Source organism: Paenibacillus mobilis (assembly GCF_058267595.1).
Map to the genome: position 1 here is coordinate 48,110 of NZ_JBZCMS010000001.1, position 19,685 is coordinate 67,794.

Sequence of the window (19,685 nt, forward strand, 5' to 3'; positions counted from 1 at the left end):
AAGCCGGCCTCATTTTTCAGGAGGCAAGAGAGATGAAAAATCAAGCGCTAACGCCAAGAGAAATCGTTTCGGAGCTGGATAAATATATCGTCGGGCAGAAACAGGCCAAAAAATCCGTTGCCGTTGCCCTGCGCAACCGCTATCGCCGGAGCCTGCTGCACGAAGACGTTCGGGATGAAATCGTCCCTAAAAATATTCTGATGATCGGGCCGACGGGGGTAGGCAAGACGGAAATCGCCAGACGGTTGGCAAAACTGGTCGGAGCTCCGTTTGTCAAAGTCGAGGCTACCAAATTTACAGAGGTAGGTTATGTGGGGCGAGACGTCGAATCCATGATTCGGGACCTCATCGAAACCTCCATCCGGATGGTGAGGGCGGAACGGACCGAAAAGGTTCAGGATAAAGCGGAGGAACTGGCCAATGAACGGTTGATTCAGCTTCTGGCGCCTTCGACCAACAAAAATAAACAACAGCGTAATCCATTTGAAATGCTGTTCGGAAATGGCGGGGCCGCTCAAACCGAGCAGGATTCGGCTTCAGTGCAGGCTGAAGAAGAAAAGGACAGCCAGTTGGCGGAGAAACGTCGTCAGGTTCGTTTTAAGCTGTTGTCGGGCAGCCTGGAAGAGGACGTCGTCGAAATCGACGTGGAAGACACCAGCCCGACTATGCTGGATATGCTGTCTGGACAGGGCGGAGATCAGATGGGCATGAATATGCAGGAAATGCTGGGCAGCTTTATGCCGAAACGGACCAAAAAAAGAAAGCTGACCGTGAAAGAAGCGCGGAAGGTACTTACGCAGGAAGAGGCCAATAAGCTGATTGATCACGATGATCTTGTACAGGAAGCCGTAAGCCGTGCGGAACAGTCGGGCATCATTTTTATTGACGAGATCGATAAGGTGGCGAGCAAAGGACAAGGATCAGGACCTGATGTATCCAGAGAAGGGGTGCAACGGGATATTCTTCCTATTGTTGAGGGCTCGACGGTGATGACGAAATACGGTCCCATTAAAACGGATTTTATTTTGTTTATGGCTGCCGGAGCTTTCCATGTGGCCAAACCTTCCGATTTGATTCCGGAGTTACAGGGGCGTTTCCCGATCCGGGTCGAGCTGAGCAGTTTAAGCTTGGAGGATTTTGTATCCATTTTGACCGAACCCCAAAACGCGCTGACAAAGCAATACGCGGACCTGCTGGCTACGGAAAATATTAAGATCGAATTTTCACCTGAAGCGATACGTGAAATTGCAGCCATTGCGGCTACGGTTAACGCCAATAATGAGAACATCGGGGCCCGCCGGCTTCACACTATCCTGGAGAAGCTGCTTGAGGACCTATCCTTTGAAGCGCCGGAGCTTACGCTTGAGCAGTTTGTCATAACTCCTCAATATGTAAAAGGAAAACTGGGAGATATTGCGGAGGACCGTGACCTCAGTCAATACATTTTGTAAGCAATTGAGCAATTAAGGTCAACAAATAGCAAGTTGAAGAGATACTGACCGTGTCTAATTTTGTCTAGGACAATGGTCGGTATCTTTCTTTTTTGTCAGAATTTTGTCCTTGTTATGTCGGTTTATAGCACAATTTATGCGAAAAATTTGATAAAAAATACAAAATTATGCCAGAGTTTCAGAAAAGATAGTCCTTTTTTCTTATTGTATTATGTTACAAACAATAAGAAACTTAGGATAGAGGTTGTCGAACAATAATTTTCCATAATAGGACATAAGAAATATAACAATTTTGTTCTATTTGTCGAGAAAAAGAGGAATTTAGCGAAAAATGTTGAAATATCTAATGGTTCCATTGAAATAGGGATATAGGAGGAGAGAGAAAAGATGCAGTTATTGAGCGGGACCAGTTTTGACCGTTTACAAAATGCAATACAGGCCTCTGATTTGAGACAAAATGTGATTGCGAACAATATTGCCAACGTGGATACTCCCAAGTTTAAACGATCGGATGTTTCTTTCGAATCTTTGCTTCAGAATGAGATGGGCGGCGGAGCGAAGGAAATTTCGGGACTGCGGACGGATCCCAGACATTTTGTTATAGGAGCATCATCCAATGTACCAGTAGCTAAAGTAACAACAGATAACTCGACAACGATGAACAATAACCTGAATAACGTAGATATAGATCGTGAGATGTCCTCATTAGCGGAAAACCAGCTGCGGTACAATTCTTACATAGAGCAGCTTAATTATCAGATTAGAATGATGCGCACTGCGGTAGGAGGAAACGTTTAATTATGAATATCAGCAACAGCTTCAGTATTAGTTCCTCTGCCCTGACCGCTCAACGTTTGCGGATGGACGTCATCTCCTCGAATATTGCCAACGCGGATACCACTCGCGCATCCGTAGTAAATGGCAAAGCGGTACCTTACCGCCGAAAAGTAGTCGAGCTTTCTTCAGAATCCGGCAGCTTCAACAATGTCCTGAATCAGGCGATGGGAGGGCAGGCTTCTGCCGGCCAAGGCGTTAAGGTTACGGCCATCCAGGAAGATCAGTCTCCGTTCAAGCCTGTGTACGATCCTACACATCCCGATGCTGACAGCGAAGGTTATGTTTACATGCCAAACGTGGATACCGTCAAAGAAATGGTCGATATGATTTCGGCTTCCCGTTCTTATGAAGCAAACGTAACAGCTTTAAACGCGTCAAAAAGCATGATTTCCAAAGCTTTGCAGATCGGGAAATAATACTAGCATTTAATATAGGAGGACCCATAGATGATTTCGAATATCAGCATGCCAGCAGTACAGAAGCTTGGACTCATTCAGCCTCAAACCGCTGCAGAAACCGCAACTCCTTCGGAAAGTCTTGAAAGTTTCGGATCTTATTTGAAAAGCGCGATCGACAGTGTGGCATCCCAGGAGCAGAACGTTCAAACACTCAATAACCAGTTCATGGTCGGAAAAGCGAACGTGGATCAGGTCATGGTCGGATCGGAGCAGGCTTTGCTGAGCTTACAGCTTACTACTCAAGTTCGTAACAAAGTAATTGAAGCCTATCAGGAAATTATGCGAACCCAAATGTAAGCCGGATAGTAAAGCCAAGTTTCAGATGAGGTGACAATGTGAATGAGCGAATCGCCCAGTATAGGGACAGGATCGTCCGGTACTGGAACAATTTTAGCAAGAGGCAGAAAACGTTATTCCTATCTACGGCAGGAATTATCCTGTTGGCTATCATTCTTTTGACCATGCAATTCTCGAAGACTGAATATGAAGTAGCTTTTACAGGGCTTGATTCCACCGATGCGGCAGGAATTATGTCCTATTTGGATACAAACGGCACGCCGTACAAACTGAGCTCTGACGGAAAAAGCATTTCCGTCCCCAGCGCAGACGCGGCCCGGCTTAAAGTAGATATCGGATCTCAAGGGATTATACAGAATGGTTCAATCGGTTTCGATAAAACGTTTGGAGCAAGTTCCAGTGTCATCGGCATGACTGACGAGGAATTTAACGTGAAGTACAAAAGCGCCTTGAACGGTGAGGTTGAACAGCTGCTGGAAAGAACGGGCGGCGTTCAAAATGCGAAGGTTCTGATCAACCTCCCGGCTCAAAACGTCTTTGCAAGTGCGGACGAACAAGAGAAAGCATCTGCGTCTGTGGTCCTGGATTTTAAGCCAGGCTTTCGTCCTACACAAGATAATATCGACGGATACTTCAATTTAGTTAAGACCGCAGTACCAAATCTTCCGATAGAAAATATTACGATCAGCGGAGGGGACACCGAATTGCTTCCTTCAGGCAAGGGCGGATCGGCGTCCGGAAGCCTTACGGGAGCCGTTCAGGAAAACCTGAACCTGCAGAAGAAATTCGAAAGTGATGTCAAGCAAAGTGTCCAACAGTTTTTAGGCAGACTTACGGGGCCTGACAAAATCGAGGTGTTGGTTGCCTCCAAGCTGAACTTTGACCAAGTTAGTTCTAAAGAACAGCTGGTAACTCCTGTTGACGAAGATAATATGAAGGGCATTGCGATCAGTGCTCAAACGGTTCAAAACAGTTATTCCGGTTCGGGAAGTGCGGACGGCGGAGTAGCCGGAACGGGTGAAGGCGATGTGCCGGGTTATCCTTCTTCGACAACGGGGAATAATTCAACATCCGAGGAAAATTCCTCCACGATCAATTATGAGGTCAACCATATTACCAAGGATATCGTGGCAAGTCCCTATGTTGTTAAAGATTTAACCATTAATGTCCTTGTTGAACCACCTAATGGACAAAATTCTTTGGATCAGACCACTCAGGATGCCATCAATAAAATACTGAAAAACATTGTAGCCTCTTATTTGGCAGATTCCGGAGTTACTTACACTGACGAACAGCTAAGCCAAAAGGTTTCGGTTTACGCTCAGCCATTTGAAGGAAATACCCCTGCGGTAACCAACACCGGGCTTTCGAGCATGTGGATTTGGGGCCTCGGCGCGGTTGCGCTGCTGGCGGTTGCTACAGCAGGTTTCCTGTTCTTCCGGAACCGGCGACGGTCCAGGGAAGAAGAAGAGGAAGACGTACCGCTTCCGGTGGCAACGGAGTTCCCTTCCATCAACTTGGAAAGTGTAACGAACGAAAACCAGGTCAGAAAACAACTGGAAACTTTGGCCAAGAAAAAACCGGACGAATTCGTCAATCTGCTCCGCACTTGGCTTTCTGAAGAATAGAGGTGATTTTCATTGTCTAAGTTGAGCACTCAAGGATTAACGGGGAAACAGAAGGCGGCGATTTTGTTGATTACGCTGGGACCGGAAGTTTCGGCTCAAATCTTTAAACACTTGCGGGACGAAGAAATCGAACAGCTGACCTTGGAAATCGCGAATGTGCGGAAGGTAGATTCGGTTGAAAAAGACGCGGTTATGGCAGAGTTTCATCAAATTTGTCTCGCACAGGAATATATTTCGCAGGGCGGTATCAATTACGCCAAGGATATATTGGAGAAGGCGCTTGGACAGCAAAAAGCGATGGAGGTCATTAACCGCCTGACGGCTACGCTGCAGGTCAGACCTTTTGATTTTGCAAGAAAAGCAGACCCGAACCAGATTTTGAACTTCATCCAAAACGAAAATGCCCAGACGATTGCGCTTGTCTTATCCTATTTGCAATTTGAACAGGCTGCGTCGATTCTTTCTTCTCTTCCCCAGGAAAAGCAGGCGGAGGTCGCAAGAAGAATCGCGGTTATGGACAGCACCTCTCCAGAGGTCATTGCCCAGGTGGAACGTGTGCTTGAACAAAAGCTTTCTTCGACCGTAACCCAGGACTATACGACGGCAGGCGGCATCGAATCGATCGTTCAAATCTTAAACGGCGTCGACCGGGGAACGGAAAGAACGATTTTGGATTCCCTGGAAATTCAGGATCCGGAGCTGGCCGAAGAAATCAAAAAACGGATGTTCGTGTTCGAAGACATCGTCAATGTGGACAATCGTTCCATTCAGCGGATTATCCGCGATATCGAAAATGCGGACCTGCAGCTCGCCCTCAAGGTGGCAAGCGAGGAAGTCCGGGAAGCGGTTTTCCGCAACATGTCGAAGCGCATGTCCGAAACTTTCAAGGAAGAAATGGAATATATGGGGCCGGTGCGGCTTCGTGACGTTGAAGAGGCTCAGACCCGCATCGTAGCTACTATCCGAAGACTGGAAGAATCCGGAGAAATCATCATAGCCCGCGGTGGAGGAGATGACATCATTGTCTAATTTGATTAAAGCTACCCAATACGTTCCGCTGGATAACTTGAAGCAATTGGACCTCTCCAAACGATACGATCTGGCCGCATCCGAGCTGGCGGCTGATACCGAAAGATTTGAACAGGAAACCGTTCATCGAAAACGAGTCGAAGAAGCGGAGCAGACCCGCAAGGAAATTTTGCAGGATGCCAAAGAGTTTGCGGAACGACAGGTGCGCGAGGCTTCGGAAGAAGCCCAGCGGATGCTGGATGAAGCCAGGCAGCAAATCGAGGCCTGGTGGCAGGAAAGAAGGCTGCAGGACGAACAGCTGATTGAGGCGTCTAAAGCCGAAGGGTTCCATCAAGGTTATGAGGAAGGCCGGCAGCAGGTCGAAATAGAAATGAAGCAGCAGATGGACCGGATGATGAACGAAGCGCAAACGGTCCTTTCCGAAGCCCAAAGGAACAAAGAGCAGATCATTCAGGAAGCGGAACCTTTTGTGGTTTCGTTAAGCTGCGAAATTGCCCGGAAAATCATTGACCGCCAGCTGACGCTTGAACCGGAGTTCGCCAAAGATTTAATAGAACGAAGTCTTGCGCGCAAAAAAGAGCAGGGAACGCTGACGCTTTGCGTGTCTCCTTCCCATTATTCGTTTGTGAATGCGGCGAAGGAAGAGCTTTCGCTCGTGATCGACTCGCAGGCTGAGCTGTTGATTATCCCTGATTCCAGCGTCAAGGATTATGGCTGTGTCATCCGTTCTTCCTTCGGGAGCGTGGATGCCAGAATCGATACCCAATTGACGGAAATCAAAAAAGAACTGCTGCGTCTTTCCCAGCATGCCGAAGATCAAAGAACGGATGATGACCATGTTTAATCTAGAGACCTATCTGGAGCATTTAAGGGACATCGATCCGGTCCGGATCAACGGGAAAGTAACGCAGGTCATCGGTCTGATGGTAGAGTCGGAAGGCCCGGACGCAAGCATCGGCGATGTTTGTGAAATCTATCCGAGCAAATCGTCAGTACCGCTTAAGGCTGAGGTGGTAGGATTCCGTGATAACAAGGTGCTGCTCATGCCGCTTGGCGAGCTGCATGCCATTGGTCCCGGATGCGATGTTGTAGGTACGGGCAAACCGCTTACGGTGCAGGTCGGGTCGGAGCTGCTCGGCAAGGTGCTTGACGGCTTAGGGCAGCCGCTCGACGGTTCGCTGCTTCCGTCCCGCATGGGTCATTTTTCGACCTTGAACAAACCGGTGAATCCACTGGCCAAACCACGGGTCAAAGATCCGATCAGTATCGGAGTCCGGGCGATCGATGGACTGCTGACGATCGGAAAAGGGCAGCGGGTGGGCATTTTTGCTGGCTCGGGGGTCGGGAAAAGCACCTTGATGGGGATGATTGCCCGGAATACCTCAGCGGATGTGAACGTCATTGCGCTGATCGGCGAACGGGGCCGCGAGGTGCTCGACTTTATCGAACGGGATCTGGGGCCGGAGGGGTTGGCGAGATCGGTTGTTATCGTCGCTACTTCGGATCAACCCGCTTTGATCCGGATGAAAGGCGCGCTTATCGCTACGACGATCGCTGAATTTTTCCGGGACAGAGGCATGAATGTAATGCTCATGATGGATTCCGTCACAAGGTATGCCATGGCGTTGCGCGAAGTAGGCCTTGCGGTCGGCGAACCTCCGGCTATGCGCGGTTATACTCCGTCCGTATTTGCGGCTCTTCCCAAGCTGCTGGAGCGTGCCGGTACAGGGAAAACGGGTTCGATTACGGCCTTTTATACGGTCCTGGTAGACGGCGACGATATGAATGAACCCATCGCGGATGCGGTGCGGGGGATTTTAGACGGTCATATCGTTTTGAACCGGAACATCGCCAATAAGGGCCACTTCCCGGCGATTGACATTTTGGCCAGCATCAGCCGGGTAATGAAGGACATTATCTCGGAAGAACAAATGGACGCGGCCAACAACCTGAAACGGATTATGTCGGTTTACAAGGATTCGGAAGACCTGATTAATATCGGAGCCTATCAAAAGGGATCCAATTCCCAGATAGATGAAGCCATAGATTCGATCGAACGGGTGTGGAATTACACCAAACAGAAGGTTAATGAGAAGGTTACGCTGGATGAAGCGACGGAACGTTTAATTGCCGAATTCGCAGGAGGTTGATTGAAAAGTGAAGTTTAATTACGCCTTTCAGAAAGTAGTCGATTTGAAATCCAACGAAAAAACACAGGCGGAATGGATGCTTTCTGCGGCAATAGGCGTTCTTCAAAACGAAATGAGCAGTCTTGAACAGCTGATGGAGGATAAGCGGAAGCTGGCTTCGGCCATGCAGGAAGAGGCGGAAAAAACGTCTTCCCTTCTCAGGCTTCAAGCTATGCAGCAGTATTCCGATCATCTTGAACGTTGTATCGCAAGCAAGTCAAAAGATGTGGATTACGCAGAGCAAAATGTAGAAAAAAATAAAGCGCATTTAAGCAGCAGAATGCTGGATGAAAAGGTGTGGCTTAAGTCACGGGATAAGGCGCTTGACGCTTTTCGCCAGCAAATGCTTCTCCGGGAACAAAACGAGCTTGACGAAATGGCGACGGTCCGCTTTGCCATGAGAGCCAGGTAAGCGAAAATCCCGAGCTTTTTGGAGAAGGAGGATTCAGATTTGGCGCAGGCAGAATTGGAAGAGAAAGAATCAGGCGGCGGTTTTGGACGGTTTTTGTTTTTCGTGACTCCTATTTTGTTTACGGTAGTGCTTTTGGGTGTTCTGCTGACGCTGTTGAATAAAGACATTCAGAACAAGGCGCTTACCGCGCTAAACAAAGTTCCGGTCGTCAATAAGTGGGTGCCTGATCCGGTGAAATCGGAAGCCGGGGCGAAAAACGAGGGAGCGGCTCAGGAGAAAAGCTCCGAAGCTACGATTAAAGAATTAAAAAGTCAGCTGGATCAGCAAAAGCAGGAGACTCAAAAAGCCAACGCCCAAACGGCCCAGGAAGCCGAGAAGGCCAAGCAGCTTCAGTCCAAACTGGACGAGGCAACGCAAAAAAATAACGAGCAGGCCCAGCAATCCGCTAATGAAGCTGCTGAGAATTACCAGAAGCAAGTCAAAAGCCTGGCTCAGCTGTATAGTGAAATGAATGCCACCAAGGCGGCTAGCATCATGAGCAACTTAACGCCAGAAGAAAACGTGCTTCTATTTAAGGCAATGAGTAACGAAAGCAAATCAGCGATTCTTGAGAAAATGGATCCGAAATTGGCGGCGGACATTTCCATTCGACTGAAAGATGCAGATACTTCGGAAGACCTGGCGATTGCTGCGCTGCAGTCCCGGTTGAATAAAGAAAACGGAACAAGCGGGCAAAGTTCTGCGGCGTCCTCCACGGCTTCCGGTCTGGATTCGACTCAGTTGAGCCAAACGTTTGCGACGATGGATCCGGCGAAAGCGGCTAAGCTGTTGCTTCAAACGAATACGATCAGCCCGGACAAAACACTCTCGATTTTGCATGCGGTTGATGACGCGACACGTTCCAAAATTTTGGCGGCCATGTCGGATGCAGATGAAGCGGCCACAGCGAAGATTTTAAACAAGCTGATCAGCAGTAAATAGTTTTTTTCATAAAACCTGAAAGGAGGTGAAAAAAACAAATGAGCTCAATTCAAAGCGCGCCAGCCCCGGCGGCACCAGCCGTACCGGGCAAAGGAGCAGGAACCCCGACCTCATCGGCAGCGGGCAGCACAGCGCATGCAGCAGCCGGGCAGGCCGGATCCGCGAAAGCAGTCGGGAATGCGGCGGGAGAAGCAGGGAAAAAGGCGGTTGGCAGCAATTCCTTCAGCGGGACCTTGATTCAATTAATGATAGCAGCTGGAGAGAAAGGCGCGGGGGCTGACCAAACGGATAAAACCCAAGCACCAGCTAATTCAGACGCCGGAGCCCAACTGGCTGATTCTCTTCTTGCCTTGATAAGCGGCGGAAAAGCAGCTGCGGATAAAGGAAGTCAGCCTGCAGACGCTGGAGACTTGTCCAAAGCGCTGGATAAGCTGATTGATCTGCTGAAAAACAGCAGTGACCTGCAGGAGCTGATTGCGGCAAACCCGGAGTTGATGACCCAGCTTCAGAACTGGATTCAGCAGGCTATGCAATTGCTGCAGGGTGCGGGCACTGTACAGACGGGAACAACTGATCTGGCGCCTACAGTCGATTCAGGAACTAACCTGCTGATCGAGGGCAAAAACTCCGGACTTCCGGTACTGCCTGAACTGCCATCACTGGCGAAACAGCCGGAGACTCTGAAATTTGCTTTAATGGATACGCTCCAGAGCCTTAAGGATCAACTGGCTTCGGCCGGCACATCCGGGACTCCGTCCGCATCTTTCGGACAGCTGATCTCTTCCTTGCAAAAGCTGCTAGGTCAAGCCGCGAACCAGACGGTCCAGCAGCCCCAGCAATCTCAACAGCAGGCCGCAGATACAACGGATCTGCACACGGATCTGACGGGGCAAACCGGAACCACGGCGGTGCAAAGTTTGACGGCGTCCGATTCGTCCGGTACTTCATCTTCAAAAGATGATAGTCCTTCCCAGCAGCCAAAAGGATCGTCATCACCCGATAGTACTCCTTTTAACGCTTCCAGCGTTGTGACGGCGGGCCAACTGCAGCTTAGAGACGGCGCGGCTGTGACTGTTAAGGCGCAGGCCCCGGTTCCGGTCGAGAAGTTTGCGCAGGAAATGACCAGCTTCGTTGTGAATAAGATGGATATCGTGAAGCTGCAGGGCATGTCCGAAGCGAAAATTTCTTTGACCCCGGAGCATCTGGGACAGGTGGACATCCGGATCACGCTTCATAATGGTCAGGTAGTGGCCCAGTTCGTAACGGAGCATGCTTTTGCCAAAGATTCCTTGGAGCAGCAAATGGCTCAGCTTCGTACGGCGCTTCAATCGCAAGGCCTGCAAGTGGAGAAACTTGAGGTGACGCAAAATGCATCTTTATCTTCTCAAATGTATCAGGATGGCAAGCAGCCCGGAAACGGATCCCAGCAGCGTCAGAATAACCAGCGCCGCTCCGCGGAGGAAGACGAAGGTTTGACGAGCTTGGACACAATCGAAGATTGGAACGAATGGGTCAAGGAAGTACAGGCCAAACAGGATAACTTCGGCAGTTCTTTTGTCGCAAAAGCTTAAGAATGGTTTAAACCAGTAATCGAGGAAGGAGGGGACATAATGGCAGATAGCATTCCTACACATGTTGCCTGGCCGAATTACTCGGCTTCGAATGTGCAGCAAGCAGCAAATAAAGACACACAGTCCTTGGGGAAAGATCAATTTCTGAAGATTCTAATTACACAGCTGCAAAACCAGGATCCGACGCAGCCGCTTGATGATAAAGAGTTTATCGCACAGATGGCCCAGTTTTCTTCGGTTGAACAGCTTGTTAATATCTCAGGCCAGCTTGACGCCATGAAATCGTCGCTCGGCAACGTTTCCAGTCTGATTGGCAAACAAGCAACCTGGATGCAGGACACCTCAGATTCTTCCAAACAATATGTTATTGACGGGGATACGCAAAGCGACGACGGAACTACCTTAACAGGTGTCATTGACGGAATCGTAATTCGTTCCGGTGTTCAATATGCCAAAATCGGCAGCAATGAGGTTCCCATTACGGATATTCTTCAAATCGATGCGCCAAGTGATTCGGGGAATTCAAATGGAGATGGCGGCGAAGGTTCTTCAACCGATGATTCGGATTCGCCGGGGAGCGGCTCATGAGTGATGCATTTACAGTAGGTCGTTTATATCCCGGGCGCCTTCAACCAGGTTCCTTATCGCAGCCGGCAGCCAAGCAGCCTGCAGTGGAGGGTTCATCCTCCTTTAAGGATGTTTTGGACAATCAGCTTGTACGCTTCAGCAACCATGCCACAAAAAGACTGGAGCAGCGAGGAATTCAGCTTCGGCCTGAGCAGCTGGGCAAAATCGGGCAAGCCATCGATGATGCAGCAGCCAAAGGTTCCAAGGATTCGTTAATCTTGATGAAAGATATGGCGTTTATCGTAAACGTCGGCAACCGGACGGTGGTTACAGCCATGGACGGAAACAGCATGAAAAATAATGTTTTTACGCAAATCGACAGTGCCGTTATTATTCAATAATTTAGCTGGCCCGGATACGGAGAGCTAAACAAAGGGTTTGCAGATCGACTGATGCAAATCTATTTCAGGACCTATAAGGGAGGAACATATTAATGTTAAAATCGATGTATTCAGGCGTTTCCGGCATGCGTGGTTTCCAAACGAAACTGGACGTCATCGGCAACAATATTGCAAACGTCAATACGACAGGTTTTAAGGCCGGCCGCGTTATGTTTAAAGATATTATGAGCCAGACAACCTCAGGGGTTACGGCTCCGGTTGATGGGGAAACCGGCGGCGTCAACGCGAAACAGATCGGTTTAGGGGTATCCATTGGTTCGATTGACACCATGCATACTGCCGGCAGCCCCCAAACCACTAATAATCCGCTGGATCTTCGCTTGGACGGGGACGGATTTTTCCTGGTTAAGCTAACTCCCGACCAAGACGTTCCTTATTTGACGAGAGCGGGAGACTTCCATATGGATGCCTTGGGCAACCTGTTGACTTCCGACGGATTGTTCGTTTGTGATTCCGACGGTCAGCCGATTACGGTCGGTGAAGACGTAACAGGTTTTACTATTTCTCAAGATGGGACCCTCATCCAGAGCATGGCTGATGGGACCACCGAAAACGGGGTTCAAATCGGCGTAGGTAAAGTAGTTAACCCTGAAGGTTTGGAAAAAATTGGCGGCAGCCTTTACCGGATGACGCTGAATGCCAATCCGGACGGTGAACTTGAGCCGACGACGGCAAACAACGCGGAGACAGGCACGGGGGCTATCGTATCCGGTCAGCTTGAAATGTCCAATGTGGACTTGTCAGGCGAGTTTACGGAAATGATCATCGCGCAGCGCGGTTTCCAATCCAACTCCCGGATCATCACAACATCCGATGAAATTTTGCAAGAACTCGTTAACCTGAAAAGATAGTAAGTAAATAGCGGGGAAGGGCGACCTTCCCCCCATTTTGGGGAGGCGCCATGATTTCAGTAACAAGAATTAACGGTTCGTCATTTTGGGTTAACGCCATTATGATCGAATCGGTAGAAGAAACACCGGATACCTACATAACCCTGGTGACCGGCAAACGTTTGATCGTTTTGGAGAAAGCGGCGGAGGTACTGCAGAAAATCCAAGAGTACTATAAGGAAATTGGCATGCATGCAGCTACTATTAAAGTGCAACAAACGGAGGAATTGTGAAATGAAGAAAATGTTTCCTTGGCTGATTACGATGCTGTTATCAATTACGCTGATAGCGTTGGCGGCTTTCTTGATCGTCAAACCGGGTTCTTCGAACCACGCCGAAGGGGGAGCCTCTACAAAGAAAACGGAGACGGAGACAGCCAAAAAATTGTCAGCCGATGAAATCGTTAAAATGACCTCCGTCATCGAAGGCATTAAAACTAATTTGTCTGATCCCAACTACATCGTCAGCCTTAACTTCGCGTTTCAGCTCAACAATGCCAAAGCCAAAGAAGATTTTGATAAAATTGCCGACTTCAAAGTGAAGCCGATCATTATCAAAACGCTGGCCGAGAAGAAACCTGAGGATCTGACGGGGGCTAAAGGAAAAGACCAACTCTGCACGGAGCTGCTGAACCAAATCGACAAAGTATTGCCGGAAGGAACTTTGTCACAGATAGAAATCACGGATTTCGTTATGTCCGCCATTTAGCTTCACAAGTTTATGCTACAGTTTTTGAAGGGGGTGAGATATTTTGGTAGACGTGTTATCGCAGAATGAAATTGACGCCTTGCTTGCCGCGCTCTCCTCGGGTGAAATGGATGCGGAAGAGCTCAAAAAAGAGGAAACGCAGAAGAAGATTCGCTCTTACGACTTTAAGCGTGCCGTTAGATTTTCCAAGGACCACATTCGAAGCTTGACCCGGATTCATGAAAACTTTGCTCGTTATTTGACCACCTACTTCTCGGCGCAGCTTCGGACCTTTGTTCAAATTAATGTCGTTCAGGTAGAGCAGCTTCCCTATGACGAATTCATCCGCTCTATTCCGAAAATGACCATTCTGAACATCTTTGAAGCGGAGCCGCTTGAAGGACGCATGGTGCTCGAGGTTCACCCCAACGTGGCTTACGCTATGCTGGACAGACTTCTCGGCGGTGTGGGGGCGGCCCCTTCCAAAATCGGGTCTTTGACAGAAATTGAAACCATCATTATGGAGCGGATTTTCAGCCGTGCTTTTGAGAGCCTGCAAGAGGCTTGGAAGACCGTGGTGGATCTCTCGCCTAGAATGGAAGGATTGGAAACCAATCCGCAGTTCATGCAGATCGTTTCCCCCAATGAGACGATTGCTCTTATTTCGCTTAGCACCAAAATCGGGGACACATCCGGGATGATCAACCTTTGTATTCCCCATGTCGTGATTGAGCCGGTTATGCCAAAACTCTCGGTCCATCACTGGTTTGTCTCTCAGAAGAAATCCAGGGCGCCTGAGGAAGTAGAGGCTCTTCAGTCCAGAGTCAGCAAAGCAAACTTGCCGATTGTGGCCGAACTTGGAGAGTCGAGGCTTACGATCCGGGAATTCCTTGGGTTAACGGTAGGAGACGTTATCTCTCTGGATAAACCGGTAAGCGAAGGCCTTTCGATCCGTGTAGGCGATCGTCTGAAATACAGGGGCAGTCCCGGCACGATAAAAGATCGGGTAGCTGTTCAAATTGATGAGATTCTCAGTGAAGGAGTTGAAGAACTTGACGAGTAAAGATTATTTGTCCCAAGAAGAGATCGATGCGCTCTTGAAACAGGCTGGACAGGAAAGCTCGGAACCGACGGTAACCGATTATTTGACTCCGCTTGAGCAGGACGCGCTGGGAGAAATCGGGAACATCACTTTTGGCAGCGCGGCGACAGCCCTCTCGGCTTTGCTTAACAAAAAGGTGGACATTACTACTCCAAAAGTTTCTATTATTAAACGTTCCGAATTTGATGAGGTATTTCCGAAACCGCATGTGGCTGTCCATGTCACTTATGTAGACGGATTTCAAGGCATCAATTCACTGGTCATTAAAAAGCGGGACGCCCAGATTATCGCCGACCTGATGCTTGGCGGGGAAGGCAATCCGGCGGATGAAGAACTGAACGAAATTCATATCAGTGCTGTGCAAGAAGCAATGAATCAAATGATGGGTTCGTCTGCAACTTCGATGTCTACGATTTTCAACAGATTTGTAAACATCTCTCCGCCAGGGATCGATATTTTGAACGTGGAAAACGGAGAAGGCGTCTCGAACCTGCCGCCCGATGAAATTTTAATCAAAATATCTTTCCGTCTGGCTATCGGGGATTTGATTGATTCGACGATCATGCAGCTTCTTCCGGTACAGTTTGCTAAGGAGATGGTGAACAATCTGATCGGGGGTTCAGAGCCGGATGCCGCTCCTGCATCAAACGATGTAGCAGCAGCAGTCGAGGCTCCGCCACGGCCAGCGCAAACAGCGCAGCAACCGCCGCAATATGATGTCCCTGCGCAGCATGCGGCACCATCGCAGGCCCAGCAGCCTCAGATGCCGCCGCAAATGCCGCCTCAGCAAGGGTATTACGATCCGAATATGATGCCTCCGAGCTACGGGTATGTGCCGCCACAGCATTATGGGGCAGCGCCCGGGCGGAATGTGAATGTACAGCCTGTACAGTTTTCCAATTTGCAGGCGCCGTCCTTCAATCATATTGACGAAAATAATTTAAACTTATTGATGGACATACCCCTTAAAGTCACCGTAGAATTAGGAAGAACCCAAAAGCAAATTAAGGATATCCTGGAATTGTCTCAGGGCTCAATCATCGAGCTGGATAAGCTGGCCGGTGAACCCGTTGACATTCTGGTAAATAACAAGTTGATCGCAAAAGGTGAGGTTGTCGTTATCGACGAAAACTTCGGCGTCCGCGTTACCGATATCGTCAGCCAATGGGACCGTATACAAAAATTACAATAGAGAAGATCTCAGGAGGGACTATTTTCCATGGCAAACCGAATTTTGATTGTAGACGATGCAGCATTTATGAGAATGATGATCCGCGACATTTTGACTAAAAACGGCTTTGAGGTAGTTGGCGAAGCGCAAGACGGATCTCAGGCAATTGAAAAATATAAAGAACTGCGCCCTGATTTGATCACCATGGACATCACGATGCCGGAGATGGACGGGATCGCAGCACTGAAAGAAATCAAAAAACTCGACGCTTCGGCGAAAGTTATTATGTGCTCCGCGATGGGCCAGCAGGCTATGGTTATCGACGCCATTCAGGCGGGAGCTAAAGACTTTATCGTAAAACCGTTCCAATCTGACCGGGTTGTCGAAGCGATTAATAAAACATTGGGTGTTTAGGACCTAAGTTATGTCTATAGGATTAGCAGCAAAGACAAATGAAGATGTGAATAATTTTTCCAATCCCGTCGGCAATGTGTTTACGGTCATTGCAGTATTAGCAGTCATTATTGTCCTAATCGTGTTACTGATCCGGTTTTTAGGAAACAGAAACCTAGCCATGTCCAAAAGCCGCTCCATCCGAACGCTTGGCGCGGTGGGGCTTGGCCCGAACAAATCGGTCCAGGTGCTGGAGATCGGCAATCGCATTTATGTTGTGGGCGTAGGGGAAGACGTAACGGTACTTGATAAAATTCTGGATCCGGCAGAAGCTGCTCTGCTTGTTCAGAGTTTTGAAGAAGCAAGCCCTGATTTCACCAGTTGGACTTCTGCCGTTTCTTCCTTCGCTGCCCGTTTTCGGAAAGAAGGGCCGCCTGTGGAGGAAGAAATAGACGAAGCCGCTTTTCACGAGGTGTTTGAGTCGAAGCTGAAAAAGCTGCCGAATCGGAAACAGCAGGTGAAAGATCTCCTGCAGGAGGATCAATCTACAGATCGGTTGAGGGACTCATGAAAAAGAAGCTTGCTATCATTGCTTTACTGCTTATGTTTTTCAGCGTGTTTTCGGTAACGGCGTCGGCAGCCGATCCGATACCGAACATTAATATCCAAGTCGGCGATTCAAACGGAAAGCCGGGCACCAGCTCGCTTTCCATTCTGCTGCTTGTTACGGTTTTAAGCGTTGCTCCGGCTATTCTGGTGCTGATGACCAGCTTTACCCGGATTGTTGTTGTGCTTGGTTTCGTTAGAAGCTCGCTTGGCACGCAGCAGGCTCCGCCTAACCAGGTGCTGGTAGGTTTGGCTCTGTTTATGACTTTGTTTATTATGAGTCCAACGTTGTCGGATGTGAACAAAGTAGCGCTTCAGCCTTATCTGAAGGGCGAAATTTCACAAACGGACGCGCTTGAAAAAGCCGCTGTGCCAATGAAACAGTTCATGTACAAACATACCCGGAACAAAGATCTGCAGCTGTTCCTGAGCTATACCAAAATGGAGCAGCCCAAAAATGTGCAGGACATTCCGATTACGGTATTGGTTCCCGCGTACGCCATCAGCGAACTAAAAACGGCTTTTCAAATGGGCTTTATGATCTATATTCCTTTTCTAATTATCGATATCGTCGTTTCCAGCACACTGATGGCCATGGGGATGATGATGCTGCCGCCGGTAATGATTTCGCTTCCGTTCAAGATTTTGCTGTTTGTCCTGGTTGATGGATGGTATCTGGTCGTGAAGTCGCTGTTGGAAAGCTTTGGCACTTCCTGACGAAGAGCTTTAACCTAAGAAGGAAACGGACGGGGACTGGAGGAAACGTTATGAATTCGCAATTTGTCATTGGACTGGCGGGACAAGCCATTTATACGGTACTGAAAGCCAGCGCTCCGATGCTTGTAATTGCATTGGTCGTCGGGCTTGTGATCAGTATTTTTCAGGCTACTACCCAAATTCAGGAGCAGACGCTGGCTTTTGTTCCAAAAATTGTGGCCGTGCTGGTGGCTTTGCTGCTGTTTGGCCCTTGGATTCTTACCACGCTGGTAGACTTTACCTACGGTATACTAAACAATTTGTCCAGCTATATCGGTTAGGAAATAAGGCCTATGGATATCATGCAGGCTTTACCTGTTTTCATGCTTATTTTTTGTCGAATCACGGCTTTTTTTGTTGTCGCGCCTGTCTTTTCCTCTCGAACGGTGCCGACAACCTTCAAGGTTGGATTTTCGGGCATTTTGGCCGCTTTGATTTTTTTGGTTTACGGGACCAAACAAACAGTTCCTACAGATTTAACATATATTCTGTTTGTTTTACGGGAAGTGCTGATCGGCCTGCTGATGGGGTATGTCGCAACCCTGATGTTCACCGTTATTACCATGGCCGGGGCTTTTTTGGATATTCAAATCGGCTTCGGGTTCGCCAACGTGCTGGATCCGATGACTGGAGCATCCGCGCCCATTACCGGCAATTTCAAATACGCCATTGCCACTTTATTTTTTCTGGGGATGAACGGACACCATTATTTGATAGAAGCGATGCTTAGAAGCTATCAATGGATTCCGCTCTCTAACGACGTGTTTGGGAGGATCTATAACGGAAACATCAGCGACTTCCTGGTCAGCGTCTTCGGGCAGGCGTTTATGCTGGCGTTCCAGATGGCTTCGCCCATTATCGTAGCCTTGTTTCTGACGGACGTTGCTCTCGGCTTTTTGGCCAAAACGGCGCCGCAGTACAACATTTTTGTCATCGGCGTTCCGCTTAAGATTTTGGCGGGGCTTGTCCTGCTGCTGGTTTTCATGTCCAGTATGGTTTATTCGTTTCAGCAGCTGTTCGAAACCTTGTTTAAATCGCTGGAAAATTTAATGGGGACGATGGGAAAAAGGCCTTAAGCGCAGAAAGGAAGGTATGGCCTTGGCACTGCGTTATACGCTCGATCTTCAGCTGTTTGCGGGAGAGAAAACCGAAAAAGCAACGCCAAAGAAACAGCAGGAAGCCCGTAAAAAAGGTCAGGTTGCCAAAAGTAACGACGTTTCCGCCGCTCTCGTCCTGCTATCTTCTTTTTTAGCGCTGCTGATGTTCGGCGGATATTACAAGCAGCATCTGGTAGATTTGTTTACAGATTTTTTTATGCACAGACTTACTTCCGATGTCACCTCGCAAAACGTAGTAAAAATGTTCGGAAGTCTTTCCATGCAAGTTGCTCTTCTTTTAGCGCCAATCTTTGGGGTGGTCATGGTCGTCGGCATTCTCGCGAACTACATCCAAGTAGGTTTTTTATTGACGGGTGAGCCGCTTAAACCCAAATTCAGCAAAATTGATCCTATTAAAGGGTTCAAAAATATTTTTTCGATGCGCTCTCTTGTAGAGCTTGCAAAATCGATTTTTAAATTGCTTGTTATCGCCGTGGTCGTATATATCACGCTTTCCGGTTCAAGAGAGGATATTTCCAAAATGGGGCGTATGGGGATCGAGGAGACCTTTGCCTATACGTCAAAATTAACGATGGATCTTGGCATTAAAATCGGCGCGGCTCTGCTTGTATTGGCTTTTGCCGATTACATGTACCAGCGCTACTCTCATTCCAAAAGCCTGCGGATGAGCAAACAGGACATTAAGGATGAATACAAGAAAACGGAAGGCGATCCGCTTATAAAGGGGAAAATCCGCGAACGCCAGCGCAGGATGGCGCTTCAGCGAATGATGCAGGAAATTCCGAAAGCGGACGTCATTATTACGAACCCTACGCATTTTGCCGTAGCTCTTAAATATGACGGAAGTGAAATGGAAGCCCCGCAGGTTATCGCGAAAGGCCAGGATTACATGGCCCTGCGCATCAGAGAGATAGCCAAGGAGCATGGAGTTATAACGATGGAAAACAAGCCGCTCGCCCGCGCTTTGTTTCAAAGAACGGAAATCGGCGATTCGATTCCCGCAGATTTGTTCCAGGCGGTGGCCGAGGTTCTGGCCTATGTATATAAATTGAAAGGCAAAGTGAGATAAAAAGGGATCGGA

At 48.6% G+C, this 19,685-nt stretch carries 24 protein-coding genes; all 24 read left to right on the forward strand.

Annotated elements, in window-relative coordinates; translation table 11 throughout:
- Positions 1 to 32: 32 nt before the first annotated feature.
- The 24 genes from hslU (at position 33) to flhB (ending at position 19,673) form a co-directional block, all read left to right on the forward strand.
- Positions 33 to 1,451 carry an ATP-dependent protease ATPase subunit HslU gene (gene hslU / locus AC3ZPD_RS00270; RefSeq protein ID WP_490982264.1) on the forward strand — a complete coding sequence of 473 codons (1,419 nt, stop codon included), beginning with the start codon at positions 33 to 35 and terminating at the stop codon, positions 1,449 to 1,451.
- Positions 1,452 to 1,838: 387 nt separating this feature from the next.
- Positions 1,839 to 2,249 carry a flagellar basal body rod protein FlgB gene (gene flgB / locus AC3ZPD_RS00275; protein WP_490982265.1) on the forward strand — a complete coding sequence of 137 codons (411 nt, stop codon included), beginning with the start codon at positions 1,839 to 1,841 and terminating at the stop codon, positions 2,247 to 2,249.
- Between the two features lie 2 nt (positions 2,250 to 2,251).
- A complete protein-coding gene (gene flgC, locus AC3ZPD_RS00280) occupies positions 2,252 to 2,704 on the forward strand; it encodes a flagellar basal body rod protein FlgC (RefSeq protein ID WP_490982266.1) in 453 nt (150 codons plus the stop codon).
- A gap of 30 nt (positions 2,705 to 2,734) precedes the next feature.
- Positions 2,735 to 3,043 carry a flagellar hook-basal body complex protein FliE gene (fliE, locus tag AC3ZPD_RS00285; protein ID WP_490982267.1) on the forward strand — a complete coding sequence of 103 codons (309 nt, stop codon included), beginning with the start codon at positions 2,735 to 2,737 and terminating at the stop codon, positions 3,041 to 3,043.
- A gap of 38 nt (positions 3,044 to 3,081) precedes the next feature.
- A complete protein-coding gene (gene fliF, locus AC3ZPD_RS00290; RefSeq protein WP_490982268.1) occupies positions 3,082 to 4,671 on the forward strand; it encodes a flagellar basal-body MS-ring/collar protein FliF in 1,590 nt (529 codons plus the stop codon).
- Between the two features lie 12 nt (positions 4,672 to 4,683).
- Positions 4,684 to 5,700, forward strand: a complete 1,017-nt coding sequence (gene fliG, locus AC3ZPD_RS00295) for a flagellar motor switch protein FliG (protein WP_490982269.1) — start codon at positions 4,684 to 4,686, stop codon at positions 5,698 to 5,700.
- On the forward strand, positions 5,693 to 6,544 hold the full coding sequence (locus AC3ZPD_RS00300) for a FliH/SctL family protein (protein ID WP_490982270.1): 852 nt from the start codon (positions 5,693 to 5,695) through the stop codon (positions 6,542 to 6,544). Before fliG ends, AC3ZPD_RS00300 begins: the two co-directional genes overlap by 8 nt.
- Positions 6,537 to 7,850, forward strand: a complete 1,314-nt coding sequence (gene fliI / locus AC3ZPD_RS00305; protein WP_490982271.1) for a flagellar protein export ATPase FliI — start codon at positions 6,537 to 6,539, stop codon at positions 7,848 to 7,850. The genes AC3ZPD_RS00300 and fliI overlap by 8 nt, the downstream gene beginning before the upstream one ends.
- Positions 7,851 to 7,857: 7 nt before the next feature.
- Entirely contained in the window at positions 7,858 to 8,301 is a 444-nt protein-coding gene (gene fliJ / locus AC3ZPD_RS00310; protein WP_490982272.1) for a flagellar export protein FliJ, read from the forward strand.
- Between the two features lie 39 nt (positions 8,302 to 8,340).
- The gene (locus AC3ZPD_RS00315; RefSeq protein ID WP_490982273.1) at positions 8,341 to 9,282 is read left to right on the forward strand and encodes a magnesium transporter MgtE N-terminal domain-containing protein; all 942 of its coding nucleotides are present in this window, start codon (positions 8,341 to 8,343) and stop codon (positions 9,280 to 9,282) included.
- A 38-nt stretch (positions 9,283 to 9,320) separates the two neighbouring features.
- Positions 9,321 to 10,853 (forward strand): flagellar hook-length control protein FliK, encoded by a 1,533-nt coding sequence (locus tag AC3ZPD_RS00320; protein ID WP_490982274.1) that lies wholly within the window; start codon positions 9,321 to 9,323, stop codon positions 10,851 to 10,853.
- A 39-nt stretch (positions 10,854 to 10,892) separates the two neighbouring features.
- The gene (locus tag AC3ZPD_RS00325; protein WP_490982275.1) at positions 10,893 to 11,441 is read left to right on the forward strand and encodes a flagellar hook capping FlgD N-terminal domain-containing protein; all 549 of its coding nucleotides are present in this window, start codon (positions 10,893 to 10,895) and stop codon (positions 11,439 to 11,441) included.
- The gene (locus AC3ZPD_RS00330) at positions 11,438 to 11,821 is read left to right on the forward strand and encodes a TIGR02530 family flagellar biosynthesis protein (protein ID WP_490982276.1); all 384 of its coding nucleotides are present in this window, start codon (positions 11,438 to 11,440) and stop codon (positions 11,819 to 11,821) included. The genes AC3ZPD_RS00325 and AC3ZPD_RS00330 overlap by 4 nt, the downstream gene beginning before the upstream one ends.
- A 92-nt stretch (positions 11,822 to 11,913) precedes the next feature.
- Positions 11,914 to 12,732 carry a flagellar basal body rod protein FlgG gene (gene flgG, locus AC3ZPD_RS00335; RefSeq protein ID WP_490982277.1) on the forward strand — a complete coding sequence of 273 codons (819 nt, stop codon included), beginning with the start codon at positions 11,914 to 11,916 and terminating at the stop codon, positions 12,730 to 12,732.
- A gap of 50 nt (positions 12,733 to 12,782) precedes the next feature.
- Entirely contained in the window at positions 12,783 to 13,004 is a 222-nt protein-coding gene (locus AC3ZPD_RS00340) for a flagellar FlbD family protein (RefSeq protein ID WP_490982278.1), read from the forward strand.
- Position 13,005: 1 nt separating this feature from the next.
- Positions 13,006 to 13,479 (forward strand): flagellar basal body-associated FliL family protein, encoded by a 474-nt coding sequence (locus tag AC3ZPD_RS00345; protein WP_490982279.1) that lies wholly within the window; start codon positions 13,006 to 13,008, stop codon positions 13,477 to 13,479.
- 43 nt (positions 13,480 to 13,522) lie between these two features.
- Positions 13,523 to 14,521 carry a flagellar motor switch protein FliM gene (gene fliM, locus AC3ZPD_RS00350; protein ID WP_490982280.1) on the forward strand — a complete coding sequence of 333 codons (999 nt, stop codon included), beginning with the start codon at positions 13,523 to 13,525 and terminating at the stop codon, positions 14,519 to 14,521.
- A complete protein-coding gene (fliY, locus tag AC3ZPD_RS00355; protein ID WP_490982281.1) occupies positions 14,511 to 15,752 on the forward strand; it encodes a flagellar motor switch phosphatase FliY in 1,242 nt (413 codons plus the stop codon). The genes fliM and fliY overlap by 11 nt, the downstream gene beginning before the upstream one ends.
- 27 nt (positions 15,753 to 15,779) lie before the next feature.
- Positions 15,780 to 16,145: a response regulator gene (locus AC3ZPD_RS00360; RefSeq protein WP_490982282.1), complete on the forward strand. Its 366-nt coding sequence runs from the start codon at positions 15,780 to 15,782 to the stop codon at positions 16,143 to 16,145.
- Positions 16,146 to 16,155: 10 nt separating this feature from the next.
- On the forward strand, positions 16,156 to 16,695 hold the full coding sequence (locus AC3ZPD_RS00365; protein ID WP_490982283.1) for a flagellar biosynthetic protein FliO: 540 nt from the start codon (positions 16,156 to 16,158) through the stop codon (positions 16,693 to 16,695).
- Positions 16,692 to 17,447 (forward strand): flagellar type III secretion system pore protein FliP, encoded by a 756-nt coding sequence (fliP, locus tag AC3ZPD_RS00370; RefSeq protein ID WP_490982284.1) that lies wholly within the window; start codon positions 16,692 to 16,694, stop codon positions 17,445 to 17,447. The genes AC3ZPD_RS00365 and fliP overlap by 4 nt, the downstream gene beginning before the upstream one ends.
- A gap of 50 nt (positions 17,448 to 17,497) precedes the next feature.
- On the forward strand, positions 17,498 to 17,767 hold the full coding sequence (fliQ, locus tag AC3ZPD_RS00375) for a flagellar biosynthesis protein FliQ (RefSeq protein WP_490982285.1): 270 nt from the start codon (positions 17,498 to 17,500) through the stop codon (positions 17,765 to 17,767).
- A 12-nt stretch (positions 17,768 to 17,779) separates the two neighbouring features.
- Positions 17,780 to 18,562: a flagellar biosynthetic protein FliR gene (gene fliR / locus AC3ZPD_RS00380; protein WP_490982286.1), complete on the forward strand. Its 783-nt coding sequence runs from the start codon at positions 17,780 to 17,782 to the stop codon at positions 18,560 to 18,562.
- Positions 18,563 to 18,578: 16 nt separating this feature from the next.
- Complete coding sequence (gene flhB / locus AC3ZPD_RS00385; RefSeq protein ID WP_490982287.1) at positions 18,579 to 19,673, forward strand: flagellar biosynthesis protein FlhB; 1,095 nt, start codon at positions 18,579 to 18,581, stop codon at positions 19,671 to 19,673.
- Positions 19,674 to 19,685: the final 12 nt, after the last annotated feature.